The organism is Algoriphagus faecimaris, from assembly GCF_900101705.1.
In the GTDB taxonomy this organism is placed as follows: Bacteria; Bacteroidota; Bacteroidia; order Cytophagales; family Cyclobacteriaceae; genus Algoriphagus; species Algoriphagus faecimaris.
On record NZ_FNAC01000004.1, the window covers coordinates 17,783 to 34,733 of the forward strand.

11 protein-coding genes are annotated in these 16,951 nt (G+C 36.9%); 1 reads left to right on the forward strand and 10 read right to left on the reverse strand.

Features of this window, described 5'->3' with window-relative positions; translation table 11 throughout:
• Position 1 precedes the first annotated feature (1 nt).
• The 6 genes from BLQ57_RS02980 to BLQ57_RS03005 are packed head-to-tail and all read right to left on the reverse strand — an operon-like array spanning position 2 to position 8,223.
• Entirely contained in the window at positions 2 to 985 is a 984-nt protein-coding gene (locus tag BLQ57_RS02980; RefSeq protein ID WP_087937959.1) for a glycosyltransferase family 2 protein, read from the reverse strand.
• A gap of 3 nt (positions 986 to 988) precedes the next feature.
• On the reverse strand, positions 989 to 2,683 hold the full coding sequence (locus BLQ57_RS02985; RefSeq protein WP_169712699.1) for a right-handed parallel beta-helix repeat-containing protein: 1,695 nt from the start codon (positions 2,681 to 2,683) through the stop codon (positions 989 to 991).
• Positions 2,665 to 4,083 (reverse strand): O-antigen ligase family protein, encoded by a 1,419-nt coding sequence (locus tag BLQ57_RS02990; protein WP_240507733.1) that lies wholly within the window; start codon positions 4,081 to 4,083, stop codon positions 2,665 to 2,667. The genes BLQ57_RS02985 and BLQ57_RS02990 overlap by 19 nt, the downstream gene beginning before the upstream one ends.
• The gene (locus tag BLQ57_RS02995; protein WP_139162649.1) at positions 4,076 to 5,266 is read right to left on the reverse strand and encodes a glycosyltransferase family protein; all 1,191 of its coding nucleotides are present in this window, start codon (positions 5,264 to 5,266) and stop codon (positions 4,076 to 4,078) included. The genes BLQ57_RS02990 and BLQ57_RS02995 overlap by 8 nt, the downstream gene beginning before the upstream one ends.
• Entirely contained in the window at positions 5,263 to 7,440 is a 2,178-nt protein-coding gene (locus BLQ57_RS03000) for a GumC family protein (protein WP_139162650.1), read from the reverse strand. Before BLQ57_RS03000 ends, BLQ57_RS02995 begins: the two co-directional genes overlap by 4 nt.
• 6 nt (positions 7,441 to 7,446) lie before the next feature.
• Positions 7,447 to 8,223 (reverse strand): TolC family protein, encoded by a 777-nt coding sequence (locus BLQ57_RS03005; RefSeq protein ID WP_169712698.1) that lies wholly within the window; start codon positions 8,221 to 8,223, stop codon positions 7,447 to 7,449.
• A gap of 103 nt (positions 8,224 to 8,326) precedes the next feature.
• Here BLQ57_RS03005 and BLQ57_RS03010 point away from each other — a divergent pair, with 103 nt between their 5' ends.
• A complete protein-coding gene (locus BLQ57_RS03010) occupies positions 8,327 to 9,487 on the forward strand; it encodes a glycosyltransferase family 2 protein (RefSeq protein ID WP_087937954.1) in 1,161 nt (386 codons plus the stop codon).
• 8 nt (positions 9,488 to 9,495) lie between these two features.
• Here BLQ57_RS03010 and BLQ57_RS03015 read toward each other — a convergent pair whose 3' ends face one another.
• From BLQ57_RS03015 to BLQ57_RS03030, 4 genes are all read right to left on the reverse strand, one after another.
• On the reverse strand, positions 9,496 to 10,689 hold the full coding sequence (locus BLQ57_RS03015; RefSeq protein WP_087937976.1) for a sugar transferase: 1,194 nt from the start codon (positions 10,687 to 10,689) through the stop codon (positions 9,496 to 9,498).
• Complete coding sequence (locus tag BLQ57_RS03020; RefSeq protein WP_087937953.1) at positions 10,689 to 11,078, reverse strand: response regulator; 390 nt, start codon at positions 11,076 to 11,078, stop codon at positions 10,689 to 10,691. The genes BLQ57_RS03015 and BLQ57_RS03020 overlap by 1 nt, the downstream gene beginning before the upstream one ends.
• A 245-nt stretch (positions 11,079 to 11,323) precedes the next feature.
• The gene (locus tag BLQ57_RS03025; RefSeq protein ID WP_087937952.1) at positions 11,324 to 16,147 is read right to left on the reverse strand and encodes a PAS domain-containing protein; all 4,824 of its coding nucleotides are present in this window, start codon (positions 16,145 to 16,147) and stop codon (positions 11,324 to 11,326) included.
• 549 nt (positions 16,148 to 16,696) lie between these two features.
• Positions 16,697 to 16,948, reverse strand: coding sequence for a hypothetical protein (locus BLQ57_RS03030; protein WP_087937951.1), 252 nt, complete (start codon positions 16,946 to 16,948; stop codon positions 16,697 to 16,699).
• Positions 16,949 to 16,951: the final 3 nt, after the last annotated feature.

Genomic DNA, 16,951 nt, shown 5'->3' on the forward strand with positions numbered 1-16,951 from the left:
TTCAAAATAGCCTTATGGATTGAAAAGTATCATTAATTATCTCATAGAATCCATTTTTGGATTGCTTGAGCTCAGGGGTTTTATAAATATCCATATCTGACTTGATATTCCACATGCAAGCTTCCCAAAATGCATGGAGATGTTTATCTTCTTTTTTCAATAAATAGCTTAGGATGTTTTTTGGAAAAGAAACCAAAGTAAAAAAGAGAATACTAAAGTATTTTTTCCATCCTGACCTATTCCGCCGGGTGAAAATAAGCCTACCTCTATTCAAGTAGTAGGTCTTGAGTGGACTGTTTTTTCCTACTGACATGGATTCTTTATGGTAAACAGTGGAGGTCCCTATATAGTAAATATAATATCCCAGACGCTTTATTCTTTCGATCCAATCGTGCTCTTCATAATAAAGAAAGTAAATATCAGGCATCAAGCCTGCCTTAAGGACTACATCAAAAGGTATCATCATAGCGGCTCCATGTACCAGCTCACATTGCAATAGATCGTCGTATTGACCCCTATCATTTTCCTGTGCTCCACGGACTTTTCCTCTTACTGTTAACTCATCTATTCCAGCAGAACCTCCCCACTGAATCACATTCTTATCGGGACTCTGATAAAATTTTATCTTTGGAGAGGCCGCTCCTGCTTTGGGGTTTTTTTCAAAAAATTCTACTAATGGCTCTAAAAATCCCTTTTCCACTTCTGTGTCATTGTTCAAAAAAAGAAGATACTTTCCTTTTGCTTGTGCTATTCCCAAATTATTTCCTCCGGCAAACCCAAGGTTTTCTTTGCTATGAATAAATAGGGTATTGGGAAATTTTTTTAAAATTTGTGATTCTGGATTTTCTTTTGAAGCATTGTCCACAACTATTACTTCGATATTGGAGTAGCTGATTTGACTTAGGGATGCTAAGAGCTCTAGGGTAAACTCCGTCTGGTTGAAGTTGACTGTAATAATACTGACAAGTGGAGAGGTGGCTAACATATTCTAGCGTTTGATAAAAGTTTTCGAATAAATAGAATCATTTATTTTAACCACTACTTTATATGCCCCCCTAGGTAAACTTTGGAGTTCAAAGGTGTAAAATAAAGTTGTGTCTGTCTTGTTAAAAGGTACGGTTAACTGCTTGCCTTCCAAGCTATAGAGTGATATTTCGATCTGATCAAGTGCTTGGTGACTGAATACCAAATTGAGTACCTCGTTGGTAGGGTTAGGGAATAAATTAAGTACGATTGGTTCATCGACTGCTTCAATCAATTCCTGATATTCTACCGCTCCAATATCCATTTGGTTGTTCATGGGTCTGGGCATGTTTAAAAAATCAAATGTAATGTCTGGTACCAAAGTCTCGCTTCCAGCATTGATAAGTGGAGAATCAGAAGCGGGGTAATAGTCAAAATCATCTTTAACTTGAAAAAGGCTATTTGAATTTAATCCCATATAATTGGTAAGAATGCTTACATCTTCTTGGGACTGTTCAATAAAAATAAAAGACCTGCTCCGAGTCAAAGGATACACCCCAGGGTTGATGATCGCATTATTTCTTATTTGGCTTGGATTATTAAGTGGACTGTCAACAGTTATTCCGTTTGTTTTCGGATTCAGTATAGTGTTGTTTAGAATTTGTATACTAAAACTTGGTTCATTGAGAGCATTTTTGACATATATGCCATGTTTTGCAAAATTGTTAGGGGCTAATTCGGGTTTATAGCTCTTTCCTGGGTTGATGATAATATTGTTAAAAATTAGCGTTCCCGGTTTACCCAAGACTTCTATCCCACTGCCACTGCCATCTTTTATAAAGTTATTATAAATGGTGGATTTCGCTCCTCCTCCAATAAAAATTCCGCTCATTTGCTGATTGCTCTGTTGTTCACTGTCAAACCAAATAGAGTTTTCAAAAACCTCACTACCCTCTGGAATGGAGCTTATTTGTATAGCATCTTTGCCGGTCTTGATTAAAGTGTTCTTATAGACACTTAAATTTTCGATAATATGTGGGAGTTTGGTAATTACCTGGCCGCTGCAGTCAAGAGTGACACCGCCATAGAAGGAGCTTCCAATGTAAAAGCCTTCGTCTCCTGTTTGATAAATTAGGTTATGGTGGATGGATATATTTTTAAGGATAAAATTGCTTCGATCGGGACTGTTTATTTGGCAGGAGGGGTCAGACTTTATCATGATCCCACTCTTGTTTACATTTCTTATTTCTATGCCGGAAATCTCTACATCAGAAGAAAAGTCTTCCACAGAAATCCCGTTTCCATTACTGATATCAGTTATTCTCAGAGCTAATTCTGACAGAGGATTACCTGTCAGTACAAGATTACTGCTTTTTCTGATTGCTATACCGTAGGTAGGCCCGTCAGTAATATGAACCAATCTGCCACTATTGGTGATAATGATAGGATCTGGTGGAGTTCCCTTTATATTCTTGATGAGGATTTGCTTATACTTACCAGCTACAAGAAAAATTGTGTCTCCTGCTTCTAAATTTTGAAATGCCTCCGGTTCTATAATGGTTGTTTTGGTAGAATCCGGGTTTACATAAAAGTTTTTTGCAGAACTAACTATTGCCGAAACTGAAAGTAACAATAGAGTCAAAACGGTAAATTTTATTCCTATAGAATTTGGGGGATTAGGCCTGGCTCTAGTTAAATAAGTTATTTTTTCTGGTCCCATGCCTCTCCTTTCCATATCATTACAATAGAAATCATACTCACCATGATGGTTGGAAACTGTCCTAGGATGGAATTTCCGTAGCTAGCTAAGGCAACCCCTGTGAAACCGGCCAAAAATGCCCCCATGATATTACGGAGCTCTGGATCTCGCATTGAAAATATTTTCCAAAAACCCGCCCCAATGATAGCTAAGATTGAAGCTAGATGTAGGTAAAGCCCCACAATACCCGTTTCTGCCCAGATCCTTACATACCAGCTATCGGTTGGGGTTTGTGCGAGAAATGTATTTGGGCTAAATCTCAAACCGAAATATCCAGAAGAGCCTATACCCCCACCCAGTGGTCTACTCGCTAAATAGCCTGCTAATTTTTGTTGATTCTCTTTACGGACGTTGAGCGAAGCATCATTTGGGTCAAGTGCACTTCTGAGTCTTTGAATCTCATAGTTGCCTTGTCCTATGTAGGTATACTTTAAAACTCCAAATACACTGGCGCCCATAAGCAGTCCTACTATGAGCAACTTGAAGTTTTTGTTGACGATAAGGTAAATCAAACCTCCTCCAGCTGGGATAAAAAGGGCACCTCGAGTCCCGGAGATAGCCATGGCATATAGGCATAGTAAGCCTCCGAGTCCAAAAATTATTTTCTGCTTCCATTTACCCGGACCTATAGCGATAATCATGAAAACCAACGCAGCATGGGCCATAGCCGCTCCATATTGGCCAGCATCAGAGTAAAAAGAGAAAACTCGGAGCTTACCATGAAGTAAATGAGTCGAAGCATTGCCAGCTGCCAACCAAGCATTTTCCGCACCATCTAAACCAATCATTTTTTGCTTCATTCCCCAAATTGCCGCTAATACAGACCAAAAAAGCCAGGTATAAAGGAATATGTTGAGGTGTTTTTTGTCCTTTACATAAATAAATGCAATCACTAAAATGAATAAAAAATTGAAGGAGGTTCCTCTTATCGCATAGAACCAAGCGGCTTTACTCACCGCCTCAGGATTTAATAGCTGAAAAGTGGTGTATATAAACCATGCCACAAAAAAGTAGATAGGGATATTCTTAAGAGCGTTTTTTTCCTCAGAAGTACTCTTCAATAATGCTAAAATAATGCCTCCAAACAATAGTGCATCAATGAGCAAGCCAAAGGGCACTGGAATATATCTAGTCAATCCATTTCCCGGAAATGAAATCAACATGGCTAAATAAAGAGCGGATAATGGGTAGACATAAATAATCCACATCACTACCACAATCGGAGGAATAACAAAAATTAACCCAAGGCCGATCAGCTCAAATTGATAAATTAACAAACTAAAAACCAAGACCAAAGCAACCCAGGAAAGTAGTCCAAGGGAGTTTTTAACAGAATCAAATAGTCTATAAGCTTTATCCATTTTCAGCTAGGTTTAGAATAGCTAAAAGCTCCCGAGATTTGTTTGCCCAAGAGTTTTGATCTGCTAGCTTTTGTCGTTTGTGGATTTTCTCTTCCGAGTCGGATGCTAAAAGCTCCTCAAGTAAACTTTTAAAGACGACAGCTTCCCCACTTACTTTTACTTCGCCTTCAAATTCATTCAATAATGCAAAAGGCGTCATGAGAACCGGTAGTCCAATGGCCAAATATTCATTGATTTTGAGTGGATAAATAGCTTCAGTAAATTCATTCTTTACATAAGGAATGATTCCGGCATCTAAGGATGCCATCACTCGAGGGACCTCATCTATTGCTACGGGAGGGGCTAGAAAAGTTTGCCTTATGCTTTTTAATTCTTCGGCAACTTCTTGATGGACTACTCTTCCTACAAAATGAAGCTCAAAGGAGGGGTTACTATTCATTACTTCTTTGAGTAGGTTGACATCAAGTCTATCATCAATGCTGCCTAAATAGCCTACTTTTTTAAGGGGTAAAGTATTTGGACAATTCTTTGCAAAAGGTTTAAAATTCTTGAGGTCTACTCCATTGGTGACAACATGGGAAGGTTGATGAGAGGATGTTTTTTTTTGTTGTAAAAAGTTAGAGGTGAAAATAGAAGCATTTACTTCTTGGATGAGTTTTTTTTCTAAATATTCTCCGTGATTTTTCAGCCAATGTGCTGCTCCGATTTCGTCATAGCAATAATAGAAATGAGGTTTATTTGGAAAATATCTTGTTATCCCCAATCCCATAAAAGGATTGAATGCGGTCAAAATACAGTCCGGCACTATTTCCTTATGGGCCAAAAAGCTTCGTAGATTGGATAAGACCAAGAATTGATTTATTCGATTTACCCACCCAAAAAGGATTCTATTTCCAATCCAAAAAGAGGGAATTATGGGAAAAGGGGTAATTAACTGCACACTCTGATGCTCTGAGACTTTGATTTTTTGCAATCTATGCTTAATCCCAAGCGCATTTTTCCAAGGAATATTGCTACTTGGCTTAAGGATACCTATTAGTATATCTTTCCAGGTGAATTGGTAATCCAAAAAGATCACGTCTACTGTCGAAGAAGCTTGTTTCATCAATTCGACAGTAGATTTAAGATAGTCCCCATGCCAAGGAGTCATGGAAATACAGAGTAGCGTTGCTTTTTGTTTCACTTATTTAATGTAATCAAGGATTTGGTCCATTTTCTAAGGTTGCTCCTTTCTTTAGGTACTTCTGATATAATTTCTTCCATAAATTCCGGGTCCATATCCGCACCAAAGACATAAATGGAGGTATCAGAAAATATTTTTTTAATCAAGTTTAGAGTAGTCTTATCATGAAATCCCCAGCCTTGATTGGCATTTACAATTAGGATAATACAGGAAGGATCCAAGTTGGATAACTTGTAAAGTATCGAGTTTTCAAACTCTGGCACTTGAATCACCATTCCGAAGTTCTTTGCTTGTTGACTGTGGATATCCTCTAAAATATCTTGGCTTTTTGGATCATATTCTTGTAAAATCACCTTGGAGGAGCCTTCTTTTATCGTTAAGTGCTCTGCCTTATTGTGGTCATCAAGAAAGTAGTAATACACGAGTTGGTCATTTATTTTTTGAAGGCTTTCAGCCACAAATAATCCAGATTTAGCCAGATTATTTTGACTGCGAGTAGCTATCAAAAAGATCATTGGAGGGCTTGGGCTTCCTTTCAAAGCTATCGCCAGATTATTGACCAATAAATTTTGCAGTTTATTATTCAGCTTGGTCTTGTCTATTTTCTTGTTTTTAATCTCATGAGGCAGTGCCCCTACTAAGTCTAATCCAGTGTAGCTATGAATAAGGGTAGGAGATCTTATGGCTCGATTCAGGAATTCTTTTCCAAAGATTACCGCAAGCACAAAAAATAAGGATACAAATGCACCTCCGACTACTAAAAGTAGGGTTTTGGAACTCTTAGGGTTGATTGGAAAGAATGGCCTGTCTAGTAATTCTAAATTACCAAACAATTCTGAATTACTCTTTTGAATCTTGGCTTGATTTAATCCATGCAGGATAGAAAGGTATTCTTGCTCAGCGATTTGGATTTCTCTTTCCATTTTACTCAGATTGAATCCAACCGGTGCAAATTCGTCAAAAAGTTTGTCGAAATATTCCCTGTGTTCTTGCAGAACTTGAAGTCTAGCTTTACCCATATCAAGATCTAGTGTATGCTTGAGGAATTCTGATAGGATAGTAAGCCTTGGAATTACTTCAGATGAGTAATTGCTCGTGTAGAAATCTTTTGCGTTTTGGGCAATCGTTTCTCTTAGATTGTCTTGGACTACCAGGATGGAGTCGAGCCTTTCCTTATAGTCTTCTTGACTTCTTATGCTCAATGAAGTGATTTCGGTATTTAAATCAGATAATTTCTTTCTAGATTCCAATATACTCTCACTATTGAGGTATCTTCTGCCTTGATTGTCAAGTTTTTGATTTATTTCTTTCAATGCAGACTCTGAAGACTCTATATCCATTCGGGTTCGATAGATGTCCCTTTCTAATTCTTCTTTTGCTTCAGCGATAAATTTTGTTTGCTCTTCGTAGTTTATTATTTGATTTTGTTGAGAATAGTTTTTCAGATTTTCCTCAGCAGTGTTTAGCTTATTTTTGGCTTTTTCAAGCTCTTCGAAAAAATAGTCGATAATCCCACCTGCTTCATAATTTCGACTTGCACTGTACTTCTTGATAAAAATCTTTGCTAATAGATCAAGTGTTTGAAAACATACTCCGGGATCACTGGATTTATAAATTACCTCCAACATATCGCTAGAGGCCTTTCTGGTAATTTGTAGATCACCTCTAATTCCATCGATATTATAGTGGGTGGATTTTTTTTGAATGACCTCCTTGACCTTGTTAAACTCTATATCATAATACATCTCCTCTAGCCTTGCTCTAATTTTCTCTTTGGTTCGGAGCGAAACTAGTTCTTCATAAAGGTCAGGACCCAATAATTCATTTTTTAAATTTGAATAAGTCTCCGCAGTAATGTATTCTTTGTATTCATCATTTTCAGCAATATGACTGGATAACAAATTAATTGCCAGCTCCTCCAAAGTCTCCCTACTTTGAATGATTGCCGTGAGATTGTCAAAAGCATTGTTGACCGCAAAGTAGTCGATCCGATTACTATTGAGACTCGAGAGGTTAAATCCAGAAGCAATACCAGTATTCAGGATCATTCCAGACTGGTACTCCTGAGGCTTGTTTTGATTTAGGAAAAAAACAATAACAGCCACCGATATCGGAAACAAAATGAGGATTACCAGATTATTGGCGAGTAGTTTAAGTATTCTTATTAGAGTCACCTTGGATTATTTTAAAAGGTCGGAGGGCTGCTTACCTGTGTAGGCTGCTAGATTATAGATTCTTTCAAGGAATTCAAATTTTGCTTGCTCATAATAAGCACGTGACTGCGACATCACATCTGTCACACGGGACAACTCACCTATTGGAATGATGCCATCTTTAAATTCCTGTTCGGCGACCAAATAATGAGTTTTTATCGCTTCTTGTCCTTCACTACGAATTTTGAGATTTTCAAAAGCGCCTACTAGTCTAAAGTATTCTTGGATTACCATTTGCTTGATTTCCAGTTCCATTTCTTCTTTTTTGAAGACCGTAGCTTTTTGCTCTTCTTCATGAACTTTAATTCTTGAGGATCTACCTATGAATTCAAATAAGGGAATATTCACCTGTAATCCCAACCTGTAGCCATTGGTAATAGAAGAAGTAGACACTCCATCAGGATTGAATACATCACCAGTCAATATCCTCTGATCTCCACCGGAATAATTCCCAAAGCCAAAAATGTTGTTCTGCCATAGTCTTTTGGTAAGCTCTATTTGGTATTTTCCCTTTTCGATTAAGGCATCTTGATAAAAAAGTGTCGGGCTATACTCTATTGCAGCATTTATAATATCGTCAAGCGGGATAAGTTGCTCTTCAAATGGCCTTTTAAAATCTAGGTTTAGGCCTTCTTGGGCAGTGCTATCTATTGCGAAAATGACTTGAACTAGGCAGAATACACAAAAAAACCGTACTCCATCAAGTAGACTTACTGAGGTTTTATTTCTATTTCGCTTGTTCATGTTTTTGACATTAAAATCCTGATCTAGGGTTAAATTTAAGGAAAAAAAAACCATACTTTTAAGTTTAGAATCACCACTAGTCATTAGTTAACCTTTATAAACTATGAAAACCATATTTCTGATTTCTATATTGATAATAATGTATACCTATATCGGATATGCGATTATCATTTTCATACTTGTGCGGCTCTCAGGTCGACATAAGGTAGTTTATCATCAGAAGGAGTTGCTTTCAGTTACCCTGATTGTTCCTTGCTTTAATGAGGGAAAGGCACTAGAAGAAAAAATTAAGAACACTTTTGACCTTGAATACCCAAAGGAATTACTTCAGTTGATTTTCGTATGTGATGGATCGAGTGACGGTTCCGAGCAAATACCCATGAAGTATGATCAGATTCTCACCTTATTCTCCCCTGAGCGAAAGGGAAAACTTGCTGCCATGAAGCGAGCGGTCAGCTATTCAGAAGGAGATATTTTGGTCTTTTGTGATGGAAATACTGTGCTGAACAAAGAAGCTCTTCTTAATATTGTTCAGCCCTATGCTGACAACCGGGTAGGCGCTGTGACCGGTGAGAAGTATATCTTATCAGATCCTGAGGATTCTGCAAGTAGTGTAGGCGAAGGAATGTATTGGAAATATGAGTCTTTTTTGAAAAAGTATGATTCCTTTTTTTATACAGTAGTAGGAGGAGCTGGTGAGCTTATGAGCTACAGAAAAACCCTCTTTGAGTTTTTGCCGGACAACACTATTTTAGATGATTTTATGCTTACAATGAAGATTGCTGAAAAGGGATACTTGGTCAAATATGTACCTGAAGCGCGTGCTTCTGAATATGCTAGCTCGAATGTCGAAGAAGAGACAAAACGAAAGATCCGAATTGCAGCGGGAGGCTGGCAATCTATTTCTAGGCTACCAAAGGCTATCAACCCATTTCACGATTGGAAATTGACATTCCAATATATCAGTCATAGGGTTCTCAGGTGGACTGTCACACCCTTTTTGATGATTTTGGTTTTTGTGCTAAATCACTTACTGCCTCTAGAAAACCCTCTTTTTCTTACTTTACTTATAGGTCAATACCTTTTTTACTTTTTATCATTTCTTGGGTATTTATTACAGAATAGATCTGTCCCCATTCCGGGATTCTTCCTACCATTTTACCTTAATGTGATGAATTATTCCGCAATAAGGGGATTATTTAGATGGCTCAGTAATAGCCAAGCAGTAACATGGGAAAGGGCAAAAAGAGCGAATGAGGATTAATGGAATACCTATACGTTTTCTTTCTGAAACAATGCAGGAATGGTCATCAAGAGAATCTTGATATCCATAAATAGGCTGAACTTATCTGCATATTCATTGTCTAAGCTGATTCGTTCTTCTTCTGACATGGGACCGCCTTTTCCTCTTTTTGTCACCTGCCACAAGCCGGTGATTCCTGCAGGAGCCATAAAACGCTTAGAAAACTGATCAGTAGTCAGTTTCTCTGCCTCATATATGGGAAGAGGTCTATTGCCTACAATAGACATATCCCCTTTCAAAACATTAAATAGCTGGGGTAATTCGTCGATGCTTGAATTTCGTAAAAACTTACCCAACTTGGTAATTCTTGGGTCGTCAGTCAGCTTGAAAAAAGCACTATCACTTTCTTTTTTCATGCTTTTGTAAGTGAGTTCGCACACCTTATCACCAGTCTCACTGAATAGAGGACTTTCGCAGGATTGATTGTATTTCTCGCAGGTCTCACAACGAATGAATGAATTGCTTGTATCGGCTATTTTAGCTTCTGTTTTTGTCGCATATTGATTCAGGTGACTCAGGTCCTTGAGTTTTTTGTCAGCGTCAGGCACCATTGACCTAAATTTATAAAACTCTATAATATCCCAGCCTGTACCTACTCTTCTCGACTTGTAAAATATAGGGCCCTTTGACTCTAGTCTGATAGCAAGTGCTACAAGTAGTAAAATAGGAGAAATGAGAATGATGATTGTACCTGACACTAAAATGTCAAAGGCTCTCTTCCACAATGGTGTTTTGTGTTTGGTGAAAACCGATTTCTCTCTATTTGTTTTTTCGGTAAACCCTCTCAATGGCGGGTTTTCTATTATCTTTTGGAGTTGAGGTAAAACCTCTTTGGTTTGCAGATCTTTGGTCAAAAAAACACCACTGATTCCTTCTTTTATCGCAGTTTTTCTGTCTTCTGAGTCTAGCAGGTCTGTCACTACAAAGATCAAATAGGCATCTCTGATAGCATATGGTTTTACTTTTCTTATGGAATTGATAAATTCCTCATCCTTAAGATTGCCAAAAAAGGTTACAGCGCTAATCGAAGTTTTATTTTTTATTAATTGGGTGAAGGAAAAAATATCATTGACGATTTCTATCTCGAATGATTCTTCCAGATTTTCTTTGGCTACTTTGGTGAGTGCGTAGCCAGGCTTGACTAGGACAAGTTTTTGTAAAATCATTTCTGATGAAAATTATACCTATCAAAAAACCGATTGATCCGGACGGTTAGTTCAGCCGGATTAAAGGGCTTTATTAAAAAGTCATCAGCACCCTCCTGAAAGGCCTCTATTCTTGAATTGACCCCTTCTTCTCCGGATAATACAATCAGGGGGACCTTATCGAAGTAATTAAACTTTCTGACCTCACGAATAAACTCAACACCATTCATTTCGGGCATGTTTAAATCTAAGACTACTCCATCTGGAATATTACCTTCCATTATCCATGTGATAGCTTCCTGACCGTTGTGTTTGATCTCTACATTAAAATCGTTTTCTAATTTGCTTTTCAGCAAGATCCCCATAACCGGTTGATCATCTATTAAAAGTATCGTTTTTTTTGACATGGTACTGCTAGTTGGTTTTAACTTCGCTAAAGATCCGAATACTTAATATTAAATCTATAAAAAATTGGTTTTTTTTGAGCCGTATGACTGATAAAAAAAATTTTTGAGCTTTTCATAAAATCTTCCAAGGGAAGAGTATGAATTTTATTTTTAAAACTGAGATTTTCACGCATTATTTTTGAAACTATAAACTTTCATTAATTAGAGATTTCTTAAAAAAAGAGTTTTTAGCATTGTCTGGTTAGTTAAATTTTTTCAATTTCTAATAAAATGACTGCTTTCAAATCTTCCCATCGAGACTGGGCAATATTGATTTTTTCGTTGATTTCTTTTTCTTGCAAGTTTAATACCTCAAGCTCTAGCTCTCGCACTACTTCTAACAAAGCTAGGAAGTACATGGATTGGCAGCTTCCTTTTATGCCATGTGCTACGCTTTTAATTGCATCTTTATCCAATCGCTTTGCGGCATCAGTGAGGTTGTTGATTTGAGATTCTAGACTCAAAGAAGCCTCCATGAGACTTTTAAATAATGCCATATCATAATTGATTAGCTCAAAGAGTTGATTTTTGTCAAAGACCGAGATTTCATCTTTCGTTGGACTAGGGGAAACCTCTTCTTTTTCTTCGATCCTAAACAAGTATTTTTCGATTATTTTGTTGAGGATTTCTGATTGCACAGGTTTTACTAAAAATTCATCCATTCCGGCATTTAAGCATTTTTCTTTTTCTTCAACTAGTGCTCCTGCAGTTAGTGCGACTATAGGGGTTTTATTTCCGGAGATAGTTTCGAATTCCCTTATTTTGCGAGTAGCGGTCAATCCATCCATTACTGGCATTTGTACATCCATAAAAATTAAATCAATGGGATGGCCTTTATAGGTTTTTACAGCAATTTCTCCATTGTTGCATTCAAAAATAGTTGCTTTGGGCAGTTTTTGTTGAATTAGGGTTTTGATTAAAACCATATTTATAATGATATCCTCAGCAACTAATATGTTATAAATATTTTCCGATGTATAATTTGACTTTTCATCAGAAGGCCCACTTTTACTTGCAGGCACCTCTACTTCTTCATTGGCAAGAAAGTAATAGAGTTCATCAGACTTAACTGGTTTCAAAAGGCCGTGCGACACGCCAAATTGACTGAAAATATTTTGTAATGAGTCGCTTTCCATTGAAGAATGAAGTAAAATAATTTTGAGTATCTCTTTATTGATGTTCAACTCATTTCTGGTTTTGATAATAAATTCCACACCATCCATGATGGGCATGTGGTAATCAATAATAGCAAGGTCTATGTCCTTGTCTTCCTTTAAAATTTCCAAGGCACTTGTAGGACTAGTAGTGCTGACAAATGGGACCTTCCAAAACTTTAGGTTTTCTTCCAATACAGTTATGTTTCTCTCGTTATCATCAAGAAGAAGAACTTTTTTATAAGAAATTTTAGGCTTTGTGACCCCATTCAATTCTTTATAACTTGTTTCAAACTCAAAGCTAAAAACGGAACCCATACCAGGAGAACTTTCCAACTTAATGTCTCCACCCATTTTGTTAACCAAAAGATTAGAAATTGTCAAGCCGAGACCTGTGCCTCCATATTTCCTCACTGTGGAGCTATCCGCCTGAGAAAATGCATTAAATAGCTTCTTTTGCTGCTCTTCGCTAATGCCTATTCCCGTATCTCGAATAGCAAATGATAAGAAACCTCTATTTTCGGAGATTTTTTTAAATGCTACTTTAAGTTCGACTTCGCCTCGTTCCGTGAATTTTACAGCATTGCCGAGTAGATTGATTAAAACTTGCTTAAGTCTTACCGGATCTAGATTTATGATAGATGGTAAAGTAGGGGGAGCGTCACAGATGAGCTCTAATTGCTTTTGCGTTGCCGCAAATTTCGTGATGTCAATTGCAGAGTTTATAATTTCATGGATACTGTGATCAATTAGGTCTAATTCTAATTTACCGGCTTCAATTTTGGAGAAATCAAGAATGTCTGATATGATTCCTAACAGAGATTTTCCGGAAATATTTACATTTTCGGCATATTGTCTCTGGATCGCATTCAGATGAGTTTTAAGCAGTAAATCCGTAAATCCAATTACACCATTCAGAGGAGTACGGATTTCATGACTCATGTTGGCAAGAAACTCTGACTTATATTTGCTATTTAGTTCGGCCCTTTCTTTTTCTTGGATTAGATCTCGTTCAAGAACAGTTCTGTTTTTAAGATTTGCTAAGATTTTAGCAAATAGTAATAATAGTGCTACTTCCTGTTCAGAAAGATCACGTACCACCCTAACATAATCAAAACCTACAAAGCCATAGATTTGATCCTCAAAAAATATAGGAATTGCTATAAGTGACTGTATACTTTGCTGGGAAAGGATTTCCTTGAGTTCGTCATCTTCAAGAGAATTAACATTCTCTATGTACATAAACTCCTTCCTGCGATGTGTTTCTACCCATTGTGGCACATATTCTAGCGGTACATCTTGAAGGTTTTCTATTTCTGGGTTTATTCCCTGTGCGCACCACTCGAAGGTATTGGAGCAGGTCCCTTTTTCCCAATCATAATCAAAAATATAGGCTCGGTCCACATCGGCAAATTCTCCAATAAGCTTAAGCGAGTTTTTTATTTCCTCTTGGCTTTCATGAACACCTAAGTTGATGTAGTCGGTAGCAATCCTCATCAGGATATTTTGTAGCTTGAGTTGAGAATTCATCGAATCTTGAATGCTGATCTCTTTCGAAATATCCGTGATTTTTCCATCTACTCTTATAGCCACACCATCCTCATTGTAAATCATTCTTCCGCTATCTCTCACCCATTTTATTTCCTTACTCCTTGTTATAATTCGATAAATCAGGGTGTACCCGTCATCTTTTTTTAATACTTTCTTGATTTTTGGAAAATTAGCGACATCATCGGGATGAATTAATTTCCTCCATTCAAGTGCAATTTTGTCCGAATTACTAATGGAAAATCCTGTCAAGGTTTGGTAGGATGGGCTTACAAATAGTAATTTGAAATCAGGGTAACTAAATGACCAAATCACATCTGATAGTTCATTAAAGATACTTTTTAGTATCAATCTATTCCTTTCGAGTTCGGCTGTCCGTTGCTTTCTGTTAGTAATATCTTGAAAGATACCTGTCACCTTATGGACCGATCCGTTTAAAAATTCAGGCTTTCCTACGACCCTCACCCACTTCTTATTCCCTTTTTCTGAAATTATTTCTGCTTCAACGTCAAAGGGTTTTCCATCTTGGACTAAACTTTCAAACTTTTTCTTTACCAAATCTCGATTAGGTCCTACAGTATAGAAAGCTAATCCATTCTCAATATTTGGGATAAAATCTTCTTGACATTCGTGAATTTCTCTAGTCACTTTTGACCAAAAAGCTTCACCAGAATAAATATCGTAGGACCAGGCTCCCACGGAAGCAATCCTGCCAGTTTCTTCAAGAATACTTTTAGTGTTCGCTAGTTCTATATAGTCTCTTTTTCGCTGGGTAATGTTTGTGACTCTTCCTGCAAATTTGAGATTCGATGTATTAGTATTCTTGACGGGGTGTAAGGATTCATTAAGCCACCTAACCGTATTATTTATCTTTATGGGGAATTCGTATAAATACCCTTCTCCCTTAATCAAGTTATTTTTGAGGGTTTTACAATGATCCTTGTAGTCTTCAAGCACAAAATCTTCTATGAAGGTGTTTTTTGAAGTAAAATAATCTCTTTCTACGCCGATTACTTCTTTTGTGTTTGGACTGATATATTCGTAATAATTTGTAGCTGGTTCGTATATGTAGAGTACATCAGAGAGGTTTTCCGAGATTATTTTGAATAGATTTTCTGATTCTTGTAGTTTTTTTTCAGTCCTAATTCGGTTGCTAATGTCCCATGCACTGATCAAATAACTATCCTGGTTTGAGATATCAATTTTGGCTACACGGCAAGCCCAATAAACGGATGCGTTATTTTTAGATTTCAGGCGAAGAGTAATGGCAAGCTTTGAATTTTTTCTTAACTCTTCAAAGTAGTAATCCATGTATTTGGCATCTTCATCCCTGATAAATTGATAGATGGAATCGATCTGATCCTTTTCCATGTCATACCCAAGAGAATCAGCGGCAGCTTTATTGAAATGCGTAAGCTGACCATCTTTCCGATGAATACAAATAATACTATCTGAGTAGTCAAATACCGTCTGATAAAATTCATCCTTCTCTATCTCATGGGTAATGTCCAAAAGGAAACCCTCCAAAGCACTTTGTTTTTCACTTGCTTTGAAGGTTCCAATATCTTTTATCCATTTTATTGACCTGTCGGAAGTCTTTATCCGGTAGGTTAAGCTCCACCCTTGCTGAGTTTTGATACTGTTTTGCAGCTCTTTTTCTACCCTTTTTAAATCTTCCTCATAGATAAGCGAATTCAGACCTCTTGAAGGGTCTTTAATAAATTCCTCTTTGCTGTATCCTGTCAATTCCCTTATGGAATCAGAAACAGAACTGACATTTCTACTTGCAGAATCACCACAACTATAAAATACTCCGCCTTTGCTACTACCAAACAGCTGATTATCTGCGGATATTATCGAGGCCTCATTATTTCTATTGCCTAACTCCAGCAAGTTTATAATTTGCCTAGAAAGACCATAAAAATGTTTTTTCTGCCGGTTACTCAGCCTTCTTGGCTTTTCACTAACCATTGAAAAGACACCTAACACATCACCCGTTTTGCTTTGTAGAGGTATGCTGAAGTAAGAACCTATTCTTAGATCCTTTAAGTAGGTAAAATGCTTTTCAAAACGAAGATCCTCCGTGATATTTTCTATTTCACCTTCTCGGAGAATTTCATGAAAAAGGACTGGCAACTTTGACAGGAGGTCATGGTGTGCCTCATTTTTAGATTTAATTCTTTGTTTCTGGTGGTCAAAATAATATATCCAGGTAATAGAAGATCTGCATAGCTCTAATGCTAAGTCTAATAAGAAATCAATATCTTCATCCGTGGCCGATCTTACAGTTTTTTGGGATTCATTGCTAGTTTGTTTCTTACTTGACATAAAAATAACGTATTGAAATTTTTCTTAAATCTGGTGTCGGTTCAATTTTTTCACCATCCAATCAACAATTCTTTGGACTAAGCTTTAAAAAAAGCACAGAAAATGGGATAAGGTGATTTTTGTGTATTCATCTATCTTGAATATATCGGGTTTTTTTACAAATTAATCGAAAGCAAATGGATTTTTTTTGTGAAAATATCGGCAATTTAATTGTGAATTAATCTTATTCCATTGTAAGCTAAAATTTTATAAATTGACTTGCTTGGACTACTTATGAAAATTTAAATCTAGTTTTTTGGCCTAAACCTTTCACTCATTTTTTCAAATAATTCTGGGATTGTCTCTCCAAAAAATGAACTAATTGATGATGGACCAGAAGATGATATTAAACAAAAACTTAATTTAGATTTCATAAGATCGAAGAAAATTACAGTCAAACCCCTGCTTTTTACTCACCTATGCACCGGCGATGACGCCATGAAATAAAGCTTGAAAAAAATTACCCGCCAAAACGTCTACAGCAATAATTTTGGTTATACGAGGATAACTCTACATTTTATTCTTCTCAATAGTCTCATTTTTCTTTTGATAAAGGTTTCCTGGCTTCCAGATAAAATACTGGGTAAAAGTCCAAAATGCCCAATAAAACAGCAGCATGAAATAGGTGCTTTTTTCTTCCAAAAAATCAAATTCAAAACGCAGTTCAGGATAGACATAGCCTTTTTCCCAAAAGATCAGTGGAATGGCAAAAACTAATCCCCAAGCCCAATTCTTTTTGAGATAGATAATAAATAACTTCATCTT

Bases quoted from the DNA above. Each gene is read 5' to 3' on its own strand.
- BLQ57_RS02990 (WP_240507733.1), bottom strand. From the start codon at position 4,083: ATGGATAAAGCTTATAGACTATTTGATTCTGTTAAAAACTCCCTTGGA.
- BLQ57_RS03025 (WP_087937952.1), bottom strand. From the start codon at position 16,147: ATGTCAAGTAAGAAACAAACTAGCAATGAATCCCAAAAAACTGTAAGA.
- BLQ57_RS03020 (WP_087937953.1), bottom strand. From the start codon at position 11,078: ATGTCAAAAAAAACGATACTTTTAATAGATGATCAACCGGTTATGGGG.
- BLQ57_RS03010 (WP_087937954.1), top strand. From the start codon at position 8,327: ATGAAAACCATATTTCTGATTTCTATATTGATAATAATGTATACCTAT.
- BLQ57_RS02980 (WP_087937959.1), bottom strand. From the start codon at position 985: ATGTTAGCCACCTCTCCACTTGTCAGTATTATTACAGTCAACTTCAAC.
- BLQ57_RS03005 (WP_169712698.1), bottom strand. From the start codon at position 8,223: ATGAACAAGCGAAATAGAAATAAAACCTCAGTAAGTCTACTTGATGGA.
- BLQ57_RS02985 (WP_169712699.1), bottom strand. From the start codon at position 2,683: ATGGGACCAGAAAAAATAACTTATTTAACTAGAGCCAGGCCTAATCCC.
- BLQ57_RS03030 (WP_087937951.1), bottom strand. From the start codon at position 16,948: ATGAAGTTATTTATTATCTATCTCAAAAAGAATTGGGCTTGGGGATTA.